Origin of the sequence: Pseudomonas sp. R3-18-08, from assembly GCF_003852065.1 — a bacterium.
GTDB lineage: Bacteria > Pseudomonadota > Gammaproteobacteria > Pseudomonadales > Pseudomonadaceae > Aquipseudomonas.
This window is the reverse complement of record NZ_CP027729.1, coordinates 390,659-411,031: the sequence shown is the minus strand read 5'-3', so window position 1 is coordinate 411,031 and position 20,373 is coordinate 390,659. Positions and strand designations below refer to the sequence as shown.

General features: G+C 59.8%; 28 protein-coding genes. 8 read left to right on the top strand and 20 right to left on the bottom strand.

Annotated elements, in window-relative coordinates:
- Nucleotides 1-4: 4 nt before the first annotated feature.
- From C4J92_RS01825 to C4J92_RS01745, 18 genes are all read right to left on the bottom strand, one after another.
- Complete coding sequence (locus C4J92_RS01825) at nucleotides 5-529, bottom strand: phage tail protein (protein ID WP_032895744.1); 525 nt, start codon at nucleotides 527-529, stop codon at nucleotides 5-7.
- Complete coding sequence (locus tag C4J92_RS01820; RefSeq protein WP_124402776.1) at nucleotides 526-1,698, bottom strand: baseplate J/gp47 family protein; 1,173 nt, start codon at nucleotides 1,696-1,698, stop codon at nucleotides 526-528. Before C4J92_RS01820 ends, C4J92_RS01825 begins: the two co-directional genes overlap by 4 nt.
- The gene (locus tag C4J92_RS01815) at nucleotides 1,695-2,012 is read right to left on the bottom strand and encodes a DUF2590 family protein (RefSeq protein WP_124402775.1); all 318 of its coding nucleotides are present in this window, start codon (nucleotides 2,010-2,012) and stop codon (nucleotides 1,695-1,697) included. Before C4J92_RS01815 ends, C4J92_RS01820 begins: the two co-directional genes overlap by 4 nt.
- Entirely contained in the window at nucleotides 2,009-4,321 is a 2,313-nt protein-coding gene (locus C4J92_RS01810) for a phage tail tape measure protein (protein ID WP_124402774.1), read from the bottom strand. The genes C4J92_RS01815 and C4J92_RS01810 overlap by 4 nt, the downstream gene beginning before the upstream one ends.
- A gap of 6 nt (nucleotides 4,322-4,327) precedes the next feature.
- Complete coding sequence (locus C4J92_RS27380) at nucleotides 4,328-4,471, bottom strand: hypothetical protein (protein ID WP_032872601.1); 144 nt, start codon at nucleotides 4,469-4,471, stop codon at nucleotides 4,328-4,330.
- A 20-nt stretch (nucleotides 4,472-4,491) separates the two neighbouring features.
- Nucleotides 4,492-4,779 (bottom strand): putative phage tail assembly chaperone, encoded by a 288-nt coding sequence (locus C4J92_RS01805; protein ID WP_124402773.1) that lies wholly within the window; start codon nucleotides 4,777-4,779, stop codon nucleotides 4,492-4,494.
- 35 nt (nucleotides 4,780-4,814) lie between these two features.
- Nucleotides 4,815-5,267, bottom strand: coding sequence for a lysis system i-spanin subunit Rz (locus C4J92_RS01800; protein WP_124402772.1), 453 nt, complete (start codon nucleotides 5,265-5,267; stop codon nucleotides 4,815-4,817).
- A complete protein-coding gene (locus tag C4J92_RS01795) occupies nucleotides 5,267-5,800 on the bottom strand; it encodes a lysozyme (RefSeq protein ID WP_124402771.1) in 534 nt (177 codons plus the stop codon). Before C4J92_RS01795 ends, C4J92_RS01800 begins: the two co-directional genes overlap by 1 nt.
- A complete protein-coding gene (locus C4J92_RS01790) occupies nucleotides 5,797-6,003 on the bottom strand; it encodes a hypothetical protein (RefSeq protein WP_057701077.1) in 207 nt (68 codons plus the stop codon). The genes C4J92_RS01795 and C4J92_RS01790 overlap by 4 nt, the downstream gene beginning before the upstream one ends.
- The gene (locus C4J92_RS01785) at nucleotides 6,000-6,218 is read right to left on the bottom strand and encodes a TraR/DksA family transcriptional regulator (RefSeq protein ID WP_003235240.1); all 219 of its coding nucleotides are present in this window, start codon (nucleotides 6,216-6,218) and stop codon (nucleotides 6,000-6,002) included. Before C4J92_RS01785 ends, C4J92_RS01790 begins: the two co-directional genes overlap by 4 nt.
- Nucleotides 6,218-6,667 carry a phage protein gene (locus C4J92_RS01780; protein ID WP_032895736.1) on the bottom strand — a complete coding sequence of 150 codons (450 nt, stop codon included), beginning with the start codon at nucleotides 6,665-6,667 and terminating at the stop codon, nucleotides 6,218-6,220. The genes C4J92_RS01785 and C4J92_RS01780 overlap by 1 nt, the downstream gene beginning before the upstream one ends.
- A gap of 6 nt (nucleotides 6,668-6,673) precedes the next feature.
- The gene (locus tag C4J92_RS01775; RefSeq protein ID WP_124402770.1) at nucleotides 6,674-7,795 is read right to left on the bottom strand and encodes a DUF2586 domain-containing protein; all 1,122 of its coding nucleotides are present in this window, start codon (nucleotides 7,793-7,795) and stop codon (nucleotides 6,674-6,676) included.
- An 11-nt stretch (nucleotides 7,796-7,806) separates the two neighbouring features.
- Nucleotides 7,807-8,487 (bottom strand): virion morphogenesis protein, encoded by a 681-nt coding sequence (locus tag C4J92_RS01770; protein WP_124402769.1) that lies wholly within the window; start codon nucleotides 8,485-8,487, stop codon nucleotides 7,807-7,809.
- Nucleotides 8,477-8,926, bottom strand: a complete 450-nt coding sequence (locus C4J92_RS01765; RefSeq protein WP_124402768.1) for a phage tail protein — start codon at nucleotides 8,924-8,926, stop codon at nucleotides 8,477-8,479. Before C4J92_RS01765 ends, C4J92_RS01770 begins: the two co-directional genes overlap by 11 nt.
- Nucleotides 8,923-9,393: a head completion/stabilization protein gene (locus C4J92_RS01760; RefSeq protein ID WP_124366056.1), complete on the bottom strand. Its 471-nt coding sequence runs from the start codon at nucleotides 9,391-9,393 to the stop codon at nucleotides 8,923-8,925. Before C4J92_RS01760 ends, C4J92_RS01765 begins: the two co-directional genes overlap by 4 nt.
- Nucleotides 9,394-9,490: 97 nt before the next feature.
- A complete protein-coding gene (gene gpM, locus C4J92_RS01755; protein WP_124402767.1) occupies nucleotides 9,491-10,219 on the bottom strand; it encodes a phage terminase small subunit in 729 nt (242 codons plus the stop codon).
- The gene (locus C4J92_RS01750; protein WP_124402766.1) at nucleotides 10,216-11,238 is read right to left on the bottom strand and encodes a phage major capsid protein, P2 family; all 1,023 of its coding nucleotides are present in this window, start codon (nucleotides 11,236-11,238) and stop codon (nucleotides 10,216-10,218) included. The genes gpM and C4J92_RS01750 overlap by 4 nt, the downstream gene beginning before the upstream one ends.
- 1 nt (nucleotide 11,239) lies before the next feature.
- Nucleotides 11,240-12,157, bottom strand: coding sequence for a GPO family capsid scaffolding protein (locus tag C4J92_RS01745; protein WP_124402765.1), 918 nt, complete (start codon nucleotides 12,155-12,157; stop codon nucleotides 11,240-11,242).
- Between the two features lie 163 nt (nucleotides 12,158-12,320).
- Between C4J92_RS01745 and C4J92_RS01740 the strand changes: the two genes are divergently transcribed.
- From C4J92_RS01740 to C4J92_RS01730, 3 genes are all read left to right on the top strand, one after another.
- Entirely contained in the window at nucleotides 12,321-14,387 is a 2,067-nt protein-coding gene (locus C4J92_RS01740) for a terminase large subunit domain-containing protein (RefSeq protein ID WP_124402764.1), read from the top strand.
- Nucleotides 14,299-15,177 (top strand): phage portal protein, encoded by an 879-nt coding sequence (locus C4J92_RS01735; RefSeq protein WP_164487556.1) that lies wholly within the window; start codon nucleotides 14,299-14,301, stop codon nucleotides 15,175-15,177. The genes C4J92_RS01740 and C4J92_RS01735 overlap by 89 nt, the downstream gene beginning before the upstream one ends.
- A gap of 64 nt (nucleotides 15,178-15,241) precedes the next feature.
- Nucleotides 15,242-15,490, top strand: a complete 249-nt coding sequence (locus tag C4J92_RS01730) for an ogr/Delta-like zinc finger family protein (RefSeq protein ID WP_071483122.1) — start codon at nucleotides 15,242-15,244, stop codon at nucleotides 15,488-15,490.
- An 84-nt stretch (nucleotides 15,491-15,574) separates the two neighbouring features.
- On the opposite strand, the gene C4J92_RS26900 is transcribed toward C4J92_RS01730, so the two are convergent.
- Both C4J92_RS26900 and C4J92_RS01725 read right to left on the bottom strand, forming a co-directional pair.
- Nucleotides 15,575-15,751, bottom strand: a complete 177-nt coding sequence (locus tag C4J92_RS26900) for a hypothetical protein (protein ID WP_164487511.1) — start codon at nucleotides 15,749-15,751, stop codon at nucleotides 15,575-15,577.
- Nucleotides 15,752-15,853: 102 nt separating this feature from the next.
- Nucleotides 15,854-16,201, bottom strand: coding sequence for a helix-turn-helix domain-containing protein (locus tag C4J92_RS01725; RefSeq protein WP_124405754.1), 348 nt, complete (start codon nucleotides 16,199-16,201; stop codon nucleotides 15,854-15,856).
- A 92-nt stretch (nucleotides 16,202-16,293) separates the two neighbouring features.
- Between C4J92_RS01725 and C4J92_RS01720 the strand changes: the two genes are divergently transcribed.
- The 5 genes from C4J92_RS01720 to C4J92_RS01700 all read left to right on the top strand — a co-directional run bounded on the left by C4J92_RS01720 (nucleotide 16,294) and on the right by C4J92_RS01700 (nucleotide 20,370).
- Nucleotides 16,294-16,494 carry a DNA-binding protein gene (locus tag C4J92_RS01720; protein WP_122561409.1) on the top strand — a complete coding sequence of 67 codons (201 nt, stop codon included), beginning with the start codon at nucleotides 16,294-16,296 and terminating at the stop codon, nucleotides 16,492-16,494.
- A 29-nt stretch (nucleotides 16,495-16,523) separates the two neighbouring features.
- Nucleotides 16,524-17,003: a YmfL family putative regulatory protein gene (locus tag C4J92_RS01715; RefSeq protein ID WP_305955741.1), complete on the top strand. Its 480-nt coding sequence runs from the start codon at nucleotides 16,524-16,526 to the stop codon at nucleotides 17,001-17,003.
- Complete coding sequence (locus C4J92_RS01710) at nucleotides 17,000-17,365, top strand: hypothetical protein (RefSeq protein ID WP_124402762.1); 366 nt, start codon at nucleotides 17,000-17,002, stop codon at nucleotides 17,363-17,365. The genes C4J92_RS01715 and C4J92_RS01710 overlap by 4 nt, the downstream gene beginning before the upstream one ends.
- Nucleotides 17,366-17,440: 75 nt before the next feature.
- Complete coding sequence (locus C4J92_RS01705) at nucleotides 17,441-17,680, top strand: hypothetical protein (RefSeq protein ID WP_124402761.1); 240 nt, start codon at nucleotides 17,441-17,443, stop codon at nucleotides 17,678-17,680.
- Complete coding sequence (locus C4J92_RS01700) at nucleotides 17,677-20,370, top strand: toprim domain-containing protein (protein WP_124402760.1); 2,694 nt, start codon at nucleotides 17,677-17,679, stop codon at nucleotides 20,368-20,370. Before C4J92_RS01705 ends, C4J92_RS01700 begins: the two co-directional genes overlap by 4 nt.
- Nucleotides 20,371-20,373 lie beyond the last annotated feature (3 nt).

Sequence of the window (20,373 nt, the reverse complement as noted above, 5' to 3'; positions counted from 1 at the left end):
GCTCCTACAGGCTGGCAATCAGCGTTTGCTGATCGTCGTTGAAGTCAGCCGCGACAAGGCGCAGCGATACGGGGGTGAGGGTCACGAAGTCATAGCGCCGGCAGGTGCGGCCGTACTGCTGAATCAGCACGCGCAGCAGCTCCGGATTCTGCGACAGCTGGGAATCGGAAAGGCGCAGCATCACCACGTCCCAGTCCCGATCGGGCATGCGTTCGTCAATCTCGACATAACCCACGCCCAGGCGCTGCAGGATGCGTTTGAGCCCGGCCGTGCTGCCGGCGTCGACGGCATTGATGAAGGCGAACTTGACGCGAAGTCGGTATAGACTTTCGGGTTCGTCCTTGAAACGGCTGATATCCCGTTGCCAGGCCAGCAGGTCCAGCACGGTCAAGTGGCAGGTGTCGGCATCCATCTGCAGCAGCGGCCATTGCAGCCAACCTTCGACTTTCTCCCACCAGGACTGGGCGGCAGCTTTCAGCTTGGCCAACTGCGGGCCATCGAGCCAGAAGGGCAAATTGAGCTTGATCATGCCGGCACCACCTGCAGGCTCTTTATCCTGGGAATGCTCAGCTCTGAAACGATGTCGGCATTGTCGAAATGCAGCGACTCAATGCCGGGGAACTGCTGGTGGAGTTCTTCGCCCAGGCGGCTGAATGAAAACCGCGACTGGGGGTAGGTCAGCGTTGGCTGATAGTCACCGGTGCCGCTCTCGCGGAACGCCGCACGGATGAACTGCTCCACCTCGGCCTGCAGCTTGGTACGTTGCTCCACGGTCAATAATGGCCGCGACCACAGGGTCAGGCTCAGGGCGTGCTGGGTTTCTGGCATGACCATCACCAGCAGGTCATCACCGTGGCCATGGTTGCCCTGGTCGCGAATATGCGCGTTGATTTGCTCCAGGTAAGTCGCCGCCGGAACGTCCGCATCGAACAGCACGTAGGCATTGGCACTGCCCGGGCCACGCGGCGCGCCGTGCAGGAAATACACGCCATCCGGCCGAACGCCTGGGAAAGCCGAAATCATGGCGCGATATACCGAGTCGGTGTGCCACTGGTTGACCGCCGAGAACTGGTTGCGCACGCGCAAACGCAGCTGTTCGTCCGGCTCAGGATCTGCACCTGGTGCAATCAGCCAGCCGTCCGCGTTCACCACCTGGACGATGCCGGCGATGGGCACCGGCAGGATGGCGTAGTAACCCGGGGCCAGGTTGTAGCCGCTGCCCACGTCCTCGGCTTCTACAGGGACCTCCAGCTGCAGCACGCCGTCCGCAAAGGTGACGGCCTGGGTAGTGATCAACTGGTAGATATGCCCGTTGATCGCTGCGGACTGCACCCGCACACCGGCGGGCAGTTCCAGCGCGCCACCTGGTACATCGCGGGTAAACAAAAGCACCCCTTTAGCCTTGGTCGCACCCTTGCGCTCGACGTTGACCGCCCAGGCCAGCATGTCCAGCCACTTGTCGCGTGCGGTTTTGACAAAGAAGTTCGGCAGGATCGTGCCGCTGACGAAGTTGATAAGCCACAGCACAGGCTTAGTCACCAAGGCGGTGATCACCCGCCAGAATGGCGAATAAGCGCTGGTGTTGCTCATCTTGCTGCCCTGGGCCGCGACTTCCTTTTCCCACGCCTGGCGCAAGCCTTCCTCGGTGACCGGAATGCCGCCGTCAGCCAGAGCCTGCTTAAAATCTACGTCGCTCACAGGCTCACCTCGATGTCGCCAAATTTCAGCGTTTTCGCCGTGACCAGGTACTGGCCAGACTCCACTTGTTTAATGAGGGCCGTGCCCGGTACCAGGCGCTCGTCGGCCTCCACCAGCAGTTCCAATTGCTGGATGCAATCGCGCTGACGCAGGCGGCTGCGCTCGGCCACCAAGGTGACCAGCAAGCCGCTCTCGCGGATCATGTGCGCAATGTCCTGGGCGATGCTGGCCCGGTCCTCGATCAGCAGCGGCTGACGCGATGGGTCCAGTACCAGGTCGTTGTCGGCAATCAGCAGGTCGATGTATTCGCTCATCCGCCCACCGCCATGGCCAACATGCCTTCCAGCTCCAGCGGGTTCATCGGTTTTCCGGTGTGAATGTTGACGTTCTCCACGTGAGTGCCCTTGTTTTGGGTTTGGTTGTTGTTCTGGATGCTGGCCAGCAAGCCGCCCCGGGGCACGGCGTCGGGCCGTTTCGGTGACAGGCTGGTCACGGCGTTGTTGATCCGTTGCTGGCTCTGCTCGGCCTTCTCGGTCGGCTTGGACGCGGTGACCAGAGCCGGCGGTTGCGTTGGCTGCGCAACGTGTAGTTGCGGCCCGATCGGCGCCGGCGTTTTTAATGCCGGCGTTGCCACCAGGGCCGGCGCCGTACGCGGGGCTTCGGGAGCCGTCAGTGGCTGGGCGATCGGCGCCGGGGTTTTCGGCACAGGTGCCAGCACCAGCGCCGGCGCTTGGGTCCGCGGCTGCAGAGCGTTGAGGGCAGGCATGGCCGGCGCCGGTGCTTTCGGCGTAGCAGCCATCACCAGGGGCGGCGCCTGGATGGGTTGCTGGGGAGCGCTCACCAATTGCGGCAGCAACGGTGCCTCGACCTGTGGCGCGCTGATGGTGGGCAAGTCCGGCGCGGCCGGCATGTCGCCGAACGCCGCATCGATCTGCACACCCGGGATCTTGTTCAACATCTCAATCAGGCCGTTGATCGCGCTTTTGAAGATGTTGACGATGCCGTCCCAGGCCGCGCTGGCCATGGCTGACCAGCCGCCCATCGAGTCGAACCATTCAGACAGCGCGGTCAGTTGGCCACTGACCCACTGGAACGCCTCGCTGTTGAGTAATGCGCTGGTCCACTCGTCCCAGTAAATGATTGCCGCCGCCACGGCCGCGACCAGGGCAACGATGCCGATCACCACCCAAGTCACTGGGTTGGCCAGCAACGCGGTATTGACCAGCCAGATCGCGCCCTGCCACAGCAACATCGCGCCCTTGACCAGGCCCATCCAGGCGACCATCAAAACCAGGCCCGCCACAAACCCGATCACCATGACCGTGTGGTACAGGAACATGGCGATACTGCGCAGGCCGGCCATGGTCAGGACTTTCCACACCGTGACCATGCCCAGCCAGACCATCTTCGACATGCCCACAGTCAAGGTCAGTAAGGACATGGCGGCGATGATCCCGAACACCACCAACGTAGCGATGCCGATCACGCGGGTAATATTGGGGAACAACTGGGTCCAGCGGGTTAGCGTGCTGGCAATGCCCACCAGGCGATCCATCAGCGGCGCCAGGATCGGGATCAATGACTGGCCGAACGCAATACGCAAGGCCTGCACAGCGGCGCCGAACTGTTGCCACGGGTCCACCATGGCCTTGGCCATACGCTCGGCGTTCTCCAGGCCGCGCACATTGCCCAGCTGCTCCATGCCGTTTTTCAAGCGGCCGGTATCGCCCATCAACGTGGTGATCAGGCGCGCCGCTTCGCCGCCGAAGGCATCGCGCAGCTTCTTACCGTTGGCCTCGATCGACAGATCCCCGAACTTGCCTTTGAGCTTGTCCAGGATGTCCATCATCGGCAGCAACTTGCCCTGCTGGTCGACAAAGGACATGCCGAGCTTTTCCGAGGCACCGCTGACGTTCTCAAAGAACGACTTGTAGAGGCCACCGGCCTCCCCGCCATCCATGGTGCTGCCCAACGTGCCCAGCACCGCCATTTGCTCGGCCAGGCTCACACCTGCCGTACTGGCCAGGCCGCCCGCCGCTTTGAATGCCTCGCCGATCTGCTCGCCGCTGGTGCGAAACAGCTGCACTGCGGTGGCGGTTTGGCCAGCCAGGTTTTCCACCCACTGGCCTTTGCCCATGGCGTCGGCCTGGCCTTTAAAAAGGTTGTACATGGTGCCGACGTAGGTGCCCATGGTGTCGGCATCAGACTTGGTGGCCTTGGCCAACAAGTTGCTGGCATTGGTAAAGGTGGCCAACTGACTGCCCGCCAGGCCCTTAATGGCGCCCTCGATCTGATACGCCGAGGCGGCAAAGTCCCGGGCGTTCTCTCCATAAGCGACGGAGAATTCCAGGGATTTGCGGTTCAGTGCGTTCAACGCATCTTCGGCCACGCCCAACGATCGGACTTCGCCCAGGGCGCGGTTCATCTCCAGGGCGGGTTCCAGCGACTGGGTAATGGCCACGCCGGCGCCCACCATCCCAGCCAGGCCAAGGCCCATTTGGGTGATGTTCTTCTGGCCCTGCTCGGCAAGGTCAGAAAAGCCCATTTTGACCTTGCCCAGCGGGGCGGTGACCTTGTCGGTCAGGCTCAAAATGAAGGCCAGGCGGGCGCTTTTGTCAGCCATCAGTGTTTATCCGTTGAGTGCGTGGGCAATACCGTTGGCAATGGCGATCTCCATCCGGCGCCAGTGCTCGTCCTCCAGCCACTTGGCCGTCCCCATCACCTCGGCGGTGGGTTCGGCACCAGGTAGCCAGCGGCTGGCCAAGGCCACCAGTTGGCCAAGGCCGTTTTCGGTCAGTCGTTCGGCGTGATCGAGGGCTTTTTTACGGTGATTTCAACGTCCGGGCCGTACTCCTCGAGGAGCGCGCCGGCCAGTTGCATGACCAGCACCGGGTTGCCCAGCTGGGCCTTGAGGGTTGCGCGCTGTTCCTGCTTGACGGTGGTCACCAGCAGGTTGTTGGCCGGCGAGACCTTGTTGGTCTGGGTCACGGCGTTGAAGTACTTGGTCACGTCCTGCGGGGTCAGCGCGAAGGTGAATTCCTTGTCGCCGACTTCCAGGGTGATATCGCGTGTATCGGTCATGGTGTTGCTCCGTTCAGGTTCGTAAGTGGGATGAATCAGCGCAGGCAAACCCGGCGCACGTGGTCCTGCAGGCCCAGGATCATTTGCCGACTGAGGGCAAGCTGATCTCTGAGGGTGAAATAATCCTGTCGAGCGTCTGCTGTGAGTTCGGCGGTGCCTGCATCAGCCACGCCGCCGGCGCCGGCCGCTGGGGTGGCTGGGGCGCTGCAGGTGGCGTTGAGGAGCAACCGCTTATCACCAGCGTCAACAGCGCGGCGCAGGCCGTCGTTTTCGATGCGTTCATCGTTGAGTTCCTGGGTACGTTGAAGGTCTATGGCGTCACGCTCGGCCAGCATCTCGCCGCTAATCCGCGCCGCCTCGCGCAGGCCGCTGGCTTCGAACAGCGCGGCGTCACGCTCGGTACGGGCTGTGTCGCGCTGGCCTTCCAGCAGGTCGAAGCCGAACCAAGCCACCAGGCACACCACCAGGATGAAAATGCCTTCGCGCATCACAAGCCCGCCTCACACAAAGCGGCTTCTGCCAGGCGGCGAGCATGCAGCCCTGGGATAAACACCTTCTTGCCCTGGGCGGTGGTGACGAAGGCCCACACCGGGGTTTTGCCATCCGGTGCCCAGGCCAGGGCCTGGCAGCCGTCTTTGATGCGGCCAGCATTGATCAGGCCCACGGCGCGACTGGCGCAGGTGCTGGGGTTGCCGAAGTTGTGGCCATGGCTGCTCAAGGCGTCGAAGGTGTTCTGGCCCACGTCCTGGTTGGTGATGCAGTCGGCCAACTGCAGCTGCCCTTTGCTGATCACCAACTGCTCTACCTCGTTGCACCGGGCGTCCGACCAGTAATCACCCACAACCACCGGATACGGGCTGGTATGACGGGTGATGCCCTTGCACACGGTGGGCAGGCCACGGGCCAGCTTGTCGGCGTAGACAATGTTTTGGCCGTCGCCTTCCCAGGTGCCCAGGAACAGCACCAACGTGGAGCTACAGAGTGCAATGGCGCCGGCGGCGATCTTGCCGCGCAGGCTCATAGCTTCACCTTCCAGTCGCGCAGCATCTGGCGATACTTGGGAACCAACAGCAGGATCTGCAGCACCATGTAAACGGCAGTCAGCATGTAGGCGACAGCCGACCAGTCGACGGCCCCTGTCGCTCCAGTTGCCGCTACACCGATCGCAGGTGACGCCTTCGCCAGTGCGATGGCGGTGTCCTGGGCAGCCTGATTCGTGCTCATCGCTGCACTCCTTTTTCGAAAAAGGACTGGCACGGGACACAGCGGGTCTTGCCGCCGAGCGCCTGGCGCGCTGCAGGAATCTCGTTGTCACAGTCCTGGCAGTGAGTAAGGCTTGGGCCCGCTGACTCACGCCGGGCCTGGGCCAACTGGGCGTTGATAGCCTGGTCCCGCTGACGTTGTTCCAGGGCTTGGGCGCGATCGAACGGGCAGACCATCAGCTGATGCCCTCGATCTCGGTGGCATCCAGGTACGGCACGCCGTTGATACGGATAAAGTCCGGGCTGGTGACCTCAAAAGGCACCTTGTGCTTGGTCTTCTCGCCACCCTTGGGATCGATGCTCAGCAGGCTGGAAACTTTCAGCTTGCAGCCGAAGGCCTCAATGCGCAGCTCGTCGTCGCCGGCTTTGGCGAAAAACACTGTGTCGAAGGCATCGAGCTTGCGAAAACTGCCGGCAGTGCGCGCCGCTTCGATCAGCAGGTTGAAGTTGGTGGAGTCCAGCTCCAGTTCGCCGGCCGCTGCCACATCGCCGTCGACGTAGCCGTCAGGCACGCCCCGGGTTTGTGCGGTCTTGCTGTTGTCGGTGATATCCAGGGTGCAGCTTTCGACGTGGACCAGCAGATCGCCCAGGTTCACGTCAAAGTTCTTGCCGCCAATACGTGACATGGGGGGTTACTCCGAATCGTCGTTGGAAAGGTCCAGGGCAATGTTCGCCGTGAGGTCTTTCGGGCAGTTGTGAGGCTTGAGCTTGATGTACGCCTCAACGGCGGTTTTGCTCTTCCAAACCAGCACGATGTCGCCGTCTTTGGGCGTTTCGATCTCGCCCGGGAACACCTCGCCAGCGAACTTGACCGACTTGGCCATGCGGCGCAGAGGGGCCATCAGCGCGTTGATGTTCACGGCCATGCTGTTAGGGGTGCTGTTCAACCGGCGATCGCCCACGCGGCGAATCAGCAGCGGCCGCACCTGGCGCGCCGCCTTGTCAGCCAGGCGCAGGTACTCCACGACCTGGTAGTCGCTGCCTGGTGCATCAAGCATGTTGCCGTCGCCCCAGTACACGCCCGGGTAATCGGAATAGGTCTGGGAGACGGAGAAACGCGCCTTGTCGAGTTCCGCGCGGATCGAGGACGGCAATGGCACGCCTTCGGAGTCGACAGGCACGGCGCCAAGCCCCAGCACTGCGCCGGTGGCCACGCGCATTGGGCTGTCAGCGATGCTGACGGCCGCATTGGCCAGCCGGCCGGCCAACACGCCCAGGTCGTTACCGTGCAGCTGCGGCACTACCAGGACACGCGGCGCGGATACACCGGCGGTGATCTTTTTTTGCGCCACCAGGTACTCGGCCCAGCTTTGGAATGGGCTCAGCGACAGGCCGGCCGTGGCCGCCATGACGAAGGCACGACGGCCGTAGGTGTCATTCATCGACACGGCCGCGTCGTGCATGGCCGACAGCTCGGCGCCGGTGGCCACCGGTTTGGTGATAACCACCGCCTCGACGGAAAAGCCCTGTTGCTGGGACATTTCCAGGGCTTTGGTCCAGTCGCCGTCCGGCGCGATCGGTGCTGCCAGGCATGCCCAGCGATCGCCACCATTCAGGCGTGCTGCAGTGATCTGGGTTTTCAGCTCACTGGCCGGTAGGCCCAGTTGGGTGTCCAGATCGCTGTCGGTGTTGAGGGCGATCAATTTGCCGGTGTTTTTCGGGCCGGGACCGATGAAGAGAAAATAGCGCTCGATCTCAGTCACGGCGCCTTGGCCCAGATTGAGATTGTTAACGCTGACTTTGCCAAGTGCCATGCTGTGCCTCGTTAGCGGGGTGAATTAAGGATTTGTTGGAACACCTGGTTAACCAGGTCGCGGGTTTCGCTTCCGCTTTCCACACCGAGGAACTGGCGTTTGGGCAGGGTGATATCCCAGCTTTGCGCGCCGGTAGACTCGGTTCGTTCGTCGTTCAAAATGCGGATCAGCAAGCCGGCCTTGGCGTAGTTCACATGTTCTTGAATCCATGCCACTGACGGCCTGGCCAGCGCCTTTTTGCCCTTCTGGCGAACACGGAAGCCCAACCGGCGCAGGCGCTTGGCCTGTTTGTCGGTGCAGGCGATGCCTGGGGGGACTTTGCTCCAGCGGCGCATCTGTGCAGCGGTACGTCGCTCGCTGACTCCGTTGTGCTGCTGCGCGGCGACCCAACGGGTCAAGGCGTTTTTCCAGCCCAGCTCAGCTTCATCCGAACTGACGCGGGTGACCTGCAGCAGCTTGGCCAGGCCGGCTTCCATCTTCTTTTTGCCCTTGGCAGTGCCCTTGCGCTCAGCAAACGGGGTGCCGTCGGTGTTCTTCTGCTCACGCACCCGCTTACGGCTCATCGTCCGCACACGAGTGGTCACTCTGTTCAGCAATCGCCGGCGCAGTTGGGGCGGCAGCTCAAGCAACGCCAACTGGGCGTCGACATCGAGCAAGCCCCTGACATCGAGGTCGAGCGGGTTAGCGGCCATCGCTGCCCACCTCGCCATGCTCGGCAACCCACAGATCGAACGGGACGAACGCCCAGGTCTTGCCGAACGCCTCGATCTCGCCATCAGGGTCTTCGGCCAGGTACTGCGGTTCGACGAATTCCAGGGACAGGTCCACGTCGAAGCTGTCAGGGTCCAGCGGCTCAATCGAAAACAGCGGCGCCGGCAGTTCGTGGCGGTCGCGGTCAGGGTCGTGGGTTTCAAGCCAACTGCCGACCAAGGCCATCAGCCTGGCCGGGTTACCGGTGAAGCTCTCCAGGGAAAAGACGGCGCGATAGCGCATGTCAGCCATGTGCAGGCCGTCGCGATCGGGCTTCCATATCAGCTCAAGACTGACCTGTTCGGTCCAGCTGTCGAACAGCTCAGGCGCCACGAGGTTGCGAGCCATTAGGTAGGCGGTCAGCGCCTGCAGCTGGATCACAGCAGTGCCGCCGTGATGCGGCCACGGCCTTGCAGGGCACGCACGGCCTGCTGGCTGAAAGCCAAGAAGGTTTCCGCACGCTCGGGCGCTTCCTTGCCGGTGTTTTCAGCGCTCTCGCGCCGGGTGACGGTGGCGAACTGCGGCAGTGAATGTCCCTTGGCACGGCAATACACAGCCCGCTTGTAGAGCGCGACCTTATTGGCGTAAGCCCATTCTGCGGGGGTTGCCAGACCTGCCGCTGCGGTAAGGTTCGAAACGCCGGCGTCCTGCAGCGTCGCTTTCACGCGGGCCAGGTCGGTGTTCACCTCGACCATGGCGCTTTTCAGTGTGTCGACCAGCAGCTCTACCAGGTACTCCGCCGGCAGGCGTTGTTCCTTTTGGAACTCGGACACAGAGAGGTCTGGCCAGAAACCGTCATTCTCGATCGCGTGTTCCACCAGGGCGGTAGGTTTCCCGGAAAAGCTCATTGCTGGCCGCTCAAATAGGGCGGGGAGCCTGTTTTCAGTGGGACGGTCCATAAATGGGCGGCTCACTTCCACAGGTCCCCGCTGGGGGGGTAGTCGGTTATTCGGAGGCCGGGGTAGCGGCCGCTTGTTTTTCCAAGGCCTTGCGGACCTTTTTGATGCGGGTGTCGTTGCCGGCTTTCGGGTACAGCTCGGTGGAGCGTTCCAAATGCTTGAGCGCGGTCTCCCACTGCTCAGCCTCCATAGCGCGCATGCCGATCAACTTGTGGTAGTGGCTCGGGATCTGCTCAGGTAGGTCCCATTCGCCGTCAACGCGGGGCAACAGATCGGATAAGTAGGGCTCAGGGCTGCGGCCCGCGTTGTATTCGTCATAGGCCCAGTCGGCGATCGCGTCAGCAACAAAGGTCTGGATGTCGCGGCGCTTGAATCGCTCCGGCATCTTTTGGCCCTGCTCCATCAGGAAGTCGGCCAGCTCCAGTGCGTCTTCGAACTGGGCGGTGTCGAACAGCCACACCATCACTTGCACCGCAACGCGATTGGGGAAGTTCAGCCCCGACTCGCAGTAGCGCTGGACGTATTCCTGGTACTTGGGCAGCAGCTCGTCGCGCTTGAGCAACTGGCGTCCTGCCAAAGCTCCTTTCATCGCGCTCAGGCGCTCCAGATCCTGATCCAACGCGGCTTCCTGCAGTAGCAAGTGTTTGCGCGCATTGGCGGGACTGCTCAGGGCATCGCCTGGGGTGTAGGCCAAGCCTGCAGAAGCAGCGAGCGCCGCCACTGCAGAGCTACCCATGGCCAGGGTGCGGCGCTTGTGCGCCAGGGCCAGACTCACGCGACCACCAGCTCAACGTTTTCAGTGAACGCGATCTTTTCCAGCTGCTCGATCACGTAGCCTTCGTTGCGGCTGTTGTAGTCCTCAACACGGGAGCGTTTCGGGTTCTCGATCGTCTGCTTACGCCAGCTGGTGTCCTGGAAGTAGATCGAGAGGTTGTCCCAACTGGTGACCAAGACGGCGTTGACCGGGAAGTTGGGCACGCTGTACGCCGGCAGACCGCCATAGGTCGCAATGACCTGCGCGTTTTCAATGCGCTCTTTTTCGGTCGGCGTGTCACCTTGCTTGGTGTACAGCTTGGCCTTGTCAGCGGCGAGCAGATCGGTGCCGATGATCGCGACCAGGTCGCCGTCTTCGCGCAAGATCTCGTCCACCATTTGTTTGGTGTCGTGCACCAGGGCATCCAGGTTCGCGTAATCACCACCGGCGCCCAGCGTGACCTTGCCAGCAGTAGCGCCTTCTTTCAGCACCTGCTGCGGGGCTTGCTCGCGCAGTTGCTGCAGCCAGCCTTTGTTCACGTCCTGCAGCTTAGGAAACTTCTCCAGGTCGGTTTGCGCTGCAGCGTGGGTGCCGTGAAAACCGATCACGATCCGGTCTTGGGCGATACGCTTTTGCACGGCTGCCGAATAGCGCTGTTTGAAGTCGGGAAACTTCGCCCAGGCGTCGATCTTGGCGTATGGAAGGCCCACGTCCGACTGGGTATCAGCCAGTTCGTATTGGGTGTTATCCAGTGCCGAAGCGTCTTTGGCTTCCCGATCGGTGGTCTTGGTGTTGGTGCGGCCAGTGACCGGACCGTTAACGCCGATGAAGACCTTCTCACCCTTGATCTCGCTGACCGGGGTAACGTTGATGCGTTCCAGGAAGTCGGCTTTTGCGGTGATCGCGTCGTTCAGTTCCTGGGCAATCGTCGGGTCAACGCTGAACATCCGAGCCGAACTTTCGACACCGTACGCTTCGGCAAGCGCTTCCTGCAGCTCGGCATATTGTTTGGCGCCACGGGCGCTTAATGGCTGGGCCATGTCAGAGCACCTTACGTCGTGAGGTGGTTACCGGGCCTGGGTTGCGGGGCAACTGGCGACCGGCGGAAGTGTTTTGCAGCGCTGTGAAACGCTTTTCCAACGCCGCCATGCTCGCCAACAGTGCCTTATTCGTTGCCCCGCCCTTACGGCTGAACTCACGCTCTTCTTCTGCAGTAGTGACGATGCCGTCGACGGCAGCTTGCACGTCATCAATCGGCTCTGGCTCTGGCTCGGGAGCCTCTTCGGCGACGGGCTCAACCACGGCCTGAATGCCGGCAGCGACAATCAGCAGTTGAGCCAGCAGGGCTTTTAAGGCCGTTGCGGTAGCTTCATCCATAGGGGGTTTGGTCTCAGTTGGGGTGGTGGGTTCGGCGGGCTCAGCGTCCGCCGCGAAACGCTTGAAAAAGCCAGTGAGCAAACCGATTAGCTTGCCCACTTCTCCTTGGGGCTCCTCCTCAAAGGTGCCCAGTTCAACGGAAGCGGCGTAATACGTGGCTTTGTTGGTTCGGCGGGAGAAATAGAGTTCCTGGGTACCCAGGCTTGAAGGGGTGTCGGTGACCGCAAGGCCGGTCAGGTAGGATTTGCCACTACCTGCAAAATTCGGCCAAATCTCAATGCTGGTGAACAGCTTCTGCCCTTGGTCATTCAGGTACAGCAGCCGGTCGTTGGGCTTGAGCTGGGCCTCCAGGGCAATTTGCCCTTCCTCTAGGTCGTCGCCCTCCTCAACCAGCCGGACCGCGTATACGGTGCCGAAGGAACCTTCCGAACGTTGGTGCTCACACCAGATAACAGCCGTGTATTTCGACGGTTTGTAGGTTTCAGCGATATCGCGCAGTTCCTGGGGAAGGATCTCGCGACCATCGGCGGTTATGCCGCTGGTGGCGACACGTTTCCAGAACGAAACAAGGGAACGGGGCATGGGCGTTGACTGCGCTCAATCGGTTGAATGAGCCGCCAAGATAGGGAGCCGTCAGCCCTCAAACAAACGGTTCAAATGCGCGTTTCTCCTATATTCGAGATATAGGCGGATCACGGAATTTAACCCCGCGTTTCCAGCGTTTTCGCCGCATAGACTGCGGCCCATGTACTACTCGACCGAAGTTAAAGAAGCCGCCAAACGCCTGTTTCTGCGCCGCTGTAAGGCCAAGGAAATTCAGGCGCAGCTCAACCTGCCCAACATCCGGATCGTTTACTACTGGATCCGCCAGGGCGGTTGGGAGGACATGCTGTCGGACGAAGAACCGCTGACGGCCGTCGGCCGGCGGATCACCCTGCTTCTGGACAAGGCCGGCAGCCTATCCAAAGACGACCTCAACGAACTGGACCGACTGACCGCCGTTCGCGAACGCCTGCTGAAACAAGCGGCCAAGCCCGCACCGGTGGCAGCATCGAACGGCGGCGACCTTGGCGAGCCCCAGGAATCGCGTAAGCAATCGCGTGGCGAACGCTCCAGCCGTGGCGAGGGTGGCGGCAGGAGAAAGGAAAAGAAGGTAAAGAACGACGTCAGCGAACTGACCGAAGTCGACTTTCTGGATAAGTTCATCAGCAAGATGTACGACTATCAGAAGGAGCTGTTCGCCGCCAAACAGAATCCGCTAACGATGCGGATCCGCAACGTCCTGAAAAGCCGCCAGGTCGGCCTCACCTACTACTTTGCTGGCGAAGCCTTCATGGATGCGGTGCTTACCGGTGACAACCAGGTCTTTCTGTCTGCGAGTCGTGCCCAGTCCGAAATTTTCCGAAGCTACATCATCGCCTTTGCCCAGGAGTGGTTCGGCTTGGAGCTGACCGGCAACCCGATAGTGCTCAGCAAAGACGGCAAGCCCTGGGCCGAGCTGCGCTTTCTCAGTACCAACGGTGCTACCGCTCAGGGCTATCACGGCCACGTCTACGTCGATGAATACTTCTGGATCCGCGACTTCGAGAAGTTGAACAACACTGCCAGTGCCATGGGCACCCACTTCAAATGGCGCAAAACCTATTTTTCAACGCCCAGCGCTGTGTCACACCAGGCGTACCCGTTCTGGACCGGGGAGAAATTCCGTAACGGTAAGCACAAAGACGCCAAAAAACCTTGGCCCAGTGACGAACAGATCGCAGCCGGCGCACTTTGTCCTGACGGGCACTGGCGCAAGATCATCACTGTCCTGGATGCACTTGCCGGCGGCTGCAACTTGTTCAACCTGGAACAACTGCAGTTGGAGTATGAGGACGACAAGTTCCAGCAACTGTTCATGTGCAAATTTATCGACAGCAGCCAAAGCGCATTCGGCCTCAAAGACTTGGAGCGCTGCTATTCCGACCTTTTGTTGTGGGAAGACTACAACCCGGAACTGGACCGACCATTTGGCAACAGCCCGGTGTGGCTTGGGTATGACCCGAGCCGCACCCGCGACGACGCCACCTGTGTGGTGGTCGCTCCGCCGCTGGAACCCGGGGCGAAGTTCCGCATCCTGGAGAAACACAGCTGGCGGGGGCACTCATTCAATTACCAGGCTGCCCAGGTCAAAAAGCTTACCGAGCGCTTCAACGTCCAACACATCGGTATCGATATCACCGGCGTCGGCTATGGCGTGTTCGACCTGGTGCGCGACTTCTACCCTAAAGCCACGCCGATCCATTACAGCCTTGAGACCAAGAACCTGCTGGTACTCAAGGCCCAGGACACGATCCAGGGCAGTCGCATCGAATGGGACGCCGGTTGGACCGACATCGCCCAGGCGTTCCTGACCATCAAGCGCGGCACCACCACTAGCGGCCAAGTGACCTACAGCGCTTCGCGCACCGACGCTACCGGCCACGCCGATATCGCCTGGTCGATCATGCACGCCCTGTTCAATGAACCCCTCAACACCAACAAGCGGCGCCGTAGCCGCTATGTCACGAGCGGAACCAATGCCCAAGCCACGACACAAAAAGCCCCAAATCAGCCAACAGGCGCGACAGCCGCAGCCCATGAGGGCGTTCACCTTCGGGGAGCCCGAACAGGTGCTGTCCGGCAACATCGGCGAGTACCTGGGGGTGTTCCTCAGCGACGACGGCGAAATCTACAAGCCGCCGGTGTCACGGGCGGGCCTGGCCAAGCTGCTGCGCGCCAATGCGCACCACGGCGCCATTCCCAAGTTCAAGCGCAACCTGCTGTTGCGTGAATTCATCCCGTCCGAGGGCTGCAGCACGCAGACCATGGGCCGGGCGAGCCTGGATTACATGGTGTTCGGCGAGGCGTATTTCTATCGCGATACCAACGCCTTCGGGGAAGTACTGGAGATGCAGCACCTACCCGCCATCAACATGCGGGTGAAGGTCGACGGCGGGTTCAGGATGCTTTTGCCCGACAGCAAGTACATGGACTTCCACCAGGACGAAATCGAACACGTCCTGGACTATGACGTAGAACAGAACATCTACGGCGTACCCGACTATCTGGGCGGCCTGCAGGCGCTGCTGCTCAACGAAGCCGCGACCCTGTTTCGCCGGCGCTACTACAGCAACGGCGCGCACGCGGGCTACATCTTCTACACCAACGACCCGGACCTTACCGAGGAAGACGAAGAGAACCTTCGCGCCCAGATCAGCGCCAGCAAGGGCGTGGGCAACTTCCGCTCGATGTTCGTCAACATCCCCAACGGCAAGGAAAACGCGATCCAGATCATCCCCGTGGGGGACTTCCAGGCCAAGGACGAGCTGGAGAAGGTGAAGAACATCACTCGTAACGATGTGATTGCCGCCTGGCGAATGAACCCTGCCCTGGCCGGGATCATCCCGGAAAACAGCGGGGGGTTTGGGGATATCGAGAAGATCGATCGTGTGTACACCAGCAATGAAATCAAGCCGATTTGCCAGCTATTCAGCCAGCTGAACGACACGCTGCGACGCGACAGGAAAATATCCTGGCAAGAAACCAAAACACCAGTCGATAACACTGGGCAAATGTCTTGAAGCAGCTATTGCCACTACAAAGTGTGGCAAAATAGTGGCTATTGGCTGCCCTGGGGAGGGACACATGAGAGTTGTATGCAAATGCGGAAACAAGGGTCGGATTGCTTCACGCGAAGAACTATCTCGGGATTTTGCCAAGCTCTATTGCCAGTGCCTCGACGCAACGTGCGGGCACACATGGGTAGCGAATCTGACGTTTTCACACACGCTCAGCCCTTCCGCTCAATCCTACGAAAGAATGCTGTTTGATCGTTTGAGGGATATGCCGAGAGCCAAGCAGCGAGAGCTATTTGATCAGCTTGGAGCAGCTTGATGAGGCCTGGAAACGCCGGCCGTTATCGTCCGGCGTCTGCGTTCGATTATAGGTTAGACAACTCCAAAACCTTGAGCCGGTTGGCTACTCAACTTCGGTTGGCTCTGCAAGATAACCAGCGATACGCCGAACTTGTCTGCGGTCTTTTTCAGGGATTTGCCGGTAGAGCGTGATAAGTCGAATCTCTAGATCCGTCAGCTCAAGCCATTCAAGGCCTACCGACTCGCGATAACTGCTTTCCAATTTTGTGCGATCCAACATGCGTACTGCTCCGTTTATGCATTTTGCTGAATCGACGGTATCGGACAGTCTCGGCATTTTCCTCTGTGGTTGTTTTGATTAATCGACACAAATTGTTACAGCTTAATTTGTCGCCCCGTCCGCCTCAGCGGCCATCGACTTGATGATTCTTCGGATAGTTTTTTGATCATCCAAAGGTAGACGTCGGAACTGTTCGACCAGGTCCGCTTCGACAGGGTCAAGCCCCTGACCAGGTGGTGGCGAGCGATGACCAGAAAGCACGTAACCCGCATCAACGTTGTGTTCCATCAACGAGGCCACATAGCGCAGGTCCAGCGTATTGGAGCCTAATTCATAATTTTTCTGAGTTCCGCGACTGACTCCAAGAAGGGTTCCAAAATCCGTTTGATTCAAACCTAAGCGCTCGCGCTCTTCCCTTAGGCGTTCACCTACTCCGTCAGCTATGAGCATTTTTTTATTCACCACGCTTGACCTGATCAAATATTTGACCAAGAATCACCACAGACCAACAGAATTAACCACAAACAAACAGAGTACACATGATGCCCGCCACCATTACGCCCGAGCAAGCCCGCGCCGCTCTTGATCACAAGGGAGTGAGCATTGCGGAGTTCTGCCGCAAACATGATTTGAATAAAAATTTAGTCAGCGACCTGTTGAACGGTCGGATCAAAGGTCGCCGGGGGGAGGCACATCGCGCCGCCGTGTTGCTGGGGATCAAAGACGGCGTGATTGCACAGTAATGGCCACGGTACTGAAGGAACAGCAGAAAATGAAAAGTCGAGTTCTAAAAACGCGGCGGGAAGTGGTCAGCGCAATCATTTGCAGCTACTCCGGTGGCCGCGAATGTGCCGCCGCCCGGATCGGCCTGCCGCTCAAGAAGTTTGATAACCATGCTTATGAGAACAACAGCTGCCGCCCTTTGACCGATGCGCAGATCTTCCAACTGGAGCAGGTCACTGGCACCCACCACTTGCCCAACTATGTTGCGGCAATGTACGGCGGCATGTTCGTCCCAGTCGTCCACCCGGACAGGCTGGATAACGTGGAGATGTACACACGGGCCATGCAGAGTTCAGCCAAACAAGGGACGGTCGACCAGATCATTGCCCAGGCCCTTGATGACGGCGTGATCACCGACGTAGAAGCCGAGTTGATCCAGAACGCCCATACCTTGCACATGGCCGCACGCACCGCCGAAGTGTATGCCGCGATCGATCTTTACCGCGCCAAATCGGGGAAAGCCAAATGACCACCCAAACTAATGCCCTGGACTATCAGGAATGCATGCAGAACGCCGCGCTGGCTTTCCTTGAGCGCCATCAAGCCGAGCACCTGGGTGACCTGTCGGCGCTTCTTAACCGCGCCATCAACCACCTGGTGACCAGCTTCGACGTGGGCGAATCGGTTGCAACCAGACTGACCTCCCTCGCCCACATCGAGCTAATGGAAATCGCTTTCCGTCAGCGCCTCATCTTGGACCACAGCACCGAGACCGTTGTGGTTATCCGCGATCCAGTTAAAGGGCATTGCTGGTCCGTGCCTGTCAGCCTGATCTATCAGCGCGTACTGAACACCCCGGATAACGTCCGTCTGCGCTCCGCGCACTCGTAACTCCCAACCCAAACCAAACGCCGGCCCCACGTCTCGTGGGTTTGGGTGAGCTGCGCCCGAAATCGAGGTTTCCTGATGGTAAACGCCGTAATTGTCACCGCTCAACTGCCCCCGGCCGAGGCCGAAGCGTTGCTGGCCGCGCTGCGTGAACAGTACCGTTTGAGCCTCAATGAACATTGGTACGACGACCAATTTCGCTTTGTAGCGGACGGTCTTCGCCACGGCGCAATCCTCGCCCATGTCCCGGTAATGGCAGCGCAAAAACGCCTCATGGCAGCCCTGTCCCAAAGCCTTAAAGCAGTGAAGCAATCATGAAAGAAGATCTTCGGCACGACGTCCTGCAGCGCCTGGAATCCGACTACGGCCTGAAACATCGTAAAGATACCGATTACATGCGCGGTGGTGAGTGCCCTAAGTGCCACAAGCGTGAGCTGTATTCGCGTCATGACAAACCCTGGCTGGTGATCTGCGGCCGGTCTGAGAAATGCGGCCACACCCTGCACGTCAAAGAAATCTACAACGATCTGTTTGAAGACTGGAGCAAGCGTGCGCCGGCGACGGACAACGCCCCCACGGCCACAGCTCGCGCCTATCTGGAGTTTGGGCGTGGATTCAACATCGAGTTGATCGCCGGCTGGTTCACCCAGGACTCCCACTATTCAGGGCAGCACAACGCCGGCAGCGCCACGGTTCGTTTCGCTCTGGAGAAAGGCGGCTACTGGGAACGCCTGATCGACAAACCGGCCCGCTTCGGAAAGATGAAAGCCCGGTTCGCACCAGGTGAAAGCTACCGGGGCACGTGGTGGTGCCCGCCGTGCGTCGACGTCCTGGAAGCGAAAGAAATCTGGATCGTTGAAGGCATATTCGATGCCATCGCCCTGGTCCATCACAATATTGCTGCCGTATCGGCTATGTCTTCGAACGCCTTCCCGGCCGACTCGCTGCAGGCGATCGTGGCAGCGCGTCCAGGCAACTTGCCGAAGCTGGTGTGGGCCTTGGACAACGAGCCAGGTGCACACGCCTATACAAAGCGGTGGGTGCGTATGGCGCGTGAACTGGGCTTCACTTGCGAAGCTGCACAAATCCCGCAGCGGGACAACCGGAAGGTCGACTGGAACGATCTGCACCAGCGCTGGCAGTTCCTGGACGAGGGCGCTAAGCGCGATGCTCAGTTTGACAAGGACATCACCACAGCCCGCCACCACGGCGCGCTGCTGATTGCCGACAACGCCACCGAGAAGGCCTTGGTGATGTTCGATTGGAAGCGCCGTAGCGAATTCCACTTGGAGTTCGGCAACCGCCTGTACTGGTTCAAGCTCGACCTAGAGAAGTACAACAAGGCAATCCAGGAACTTGAGGACAGCGAACACCACGACGACCAGCAACTGAACAATAAGCAGATGCGAGCCAAGGCCATGCAGCAGTGCGGCGCCCTGCAGCGTATCGCTACGTGCAATCCCAAGGCTCTGTACTACCAAGAAAACAAGCTCACCGACGAGTCCTGGTATTACTTCCGCATCACCTTTGCGCACGACGCCGCGCCTATTAAGAACACCTTCACCAGCTCTCAGATTTCATCGTCTGCAGAGTTTAAGAAACGCTTACTCGGCATCGCCCCGGGCGGGATGTTCACCGGCACCACGCAACAATTGGATGCCTTCATTGAGGAACAAACTGACGCTCTGAAAACCGTGCAGACCATTGATTTCACCGGGTATACCCGTGAACACGGGGCATACGTCTACGGTGACGTCGCGGTGCGCGACGGGAAGGTGTTCAAGCTCAACGAGGAAGACTTTTTCGATATGGACCGGCTCAGCATCAAGACCTTGAGCCAGTCCGTGATCCTCAACCTAAACACCGACCTGCAGAAGTTTGAGACTGAATGGCTTGAAATCATATGGGAGTGCTTCGGCGCCAAGGGCCTGGTAGCGCTCGCGTTCTGGTTTGGCTCTCTGTTTGCCGAGCAAATCCGGCAACACCAGAAAAGTTACCCGTTCATGGAGATTATCGGCGAACCAGGTGCCGGCAAATCTACCTTGATTGAATTTCTCTGGAAGCTGTGCGGCCGGAGCGATTACGAGGGCTTCGACCCAACCAAGGGCACACCGGTAGCCCGGGCTCGTAACTTCGCCCAGGTGGCCAATCTGCCGGTGGTACTGATTGAATCCGAGCGGGAAAAGACCGACGGCAGCCAGACCAGGCAGTACGACTGGGACGAACTGAAAACCGCTTACAACGGGCGCAGCGTCCGTTCCACTGGCGTGAAGAACAACGGTAACGACACACGGGAACCACCTTTCCGTGCGGCCGTGGTCATTGGTCAAAACCACGCTGTCAACGCGTCAGAACCCATCCTGCAGCGGCTTGTGCATATCGCAATGACGAAAGAAGGCCAGACACCTCAGACCAAACTGTTGGTGGAAAAACTGGAGCGCATGCCGGTCGATCGCGTCAGCGGCTTCCTAGTGAAGTCCACCATGATGGAAAGCGCGGTGATGGAAACCGTGCGAGAAAAGGGTCCCAAGTACGAACAGCAGCTGCTCGCCCTACCCGAAATTCGCACGGTACGGATCGCAAAGAATCATGCCCAACTGCACGCCCTGGTCGACGCCCTGGTGCATGTGGTCCCGCTGAAAAAGAACCAGGTGGACGCGGCCCATGCCGAGATCCAGACCATGGCCAAGGATCGCCAGCTGGCCATCAACGCCGACCATTCCGTCGTTGTGGAATTTTGGGAATTGTTCGACTACCTCAACGGGCCTGAAGGGGATCTCAACCACTCCAGAACTGACGGCCTGATCGCCGTCAACCTGAACGAATTCGCGGAAATGGCAGCGAATAAACGGCAGAAGGTCCCGGATTTGACCGAACTCAAACGCCACCTCAAGACCAGTAAGTGCCCCAAGTTCATCGAGACCAATCGCACCGTTTGCTCGGCACGGATGCGCGACGCCTTCGACAAAGCAAAAACCGTGCGCTGCTGGATGTTCCAGAGTGCTTAACCG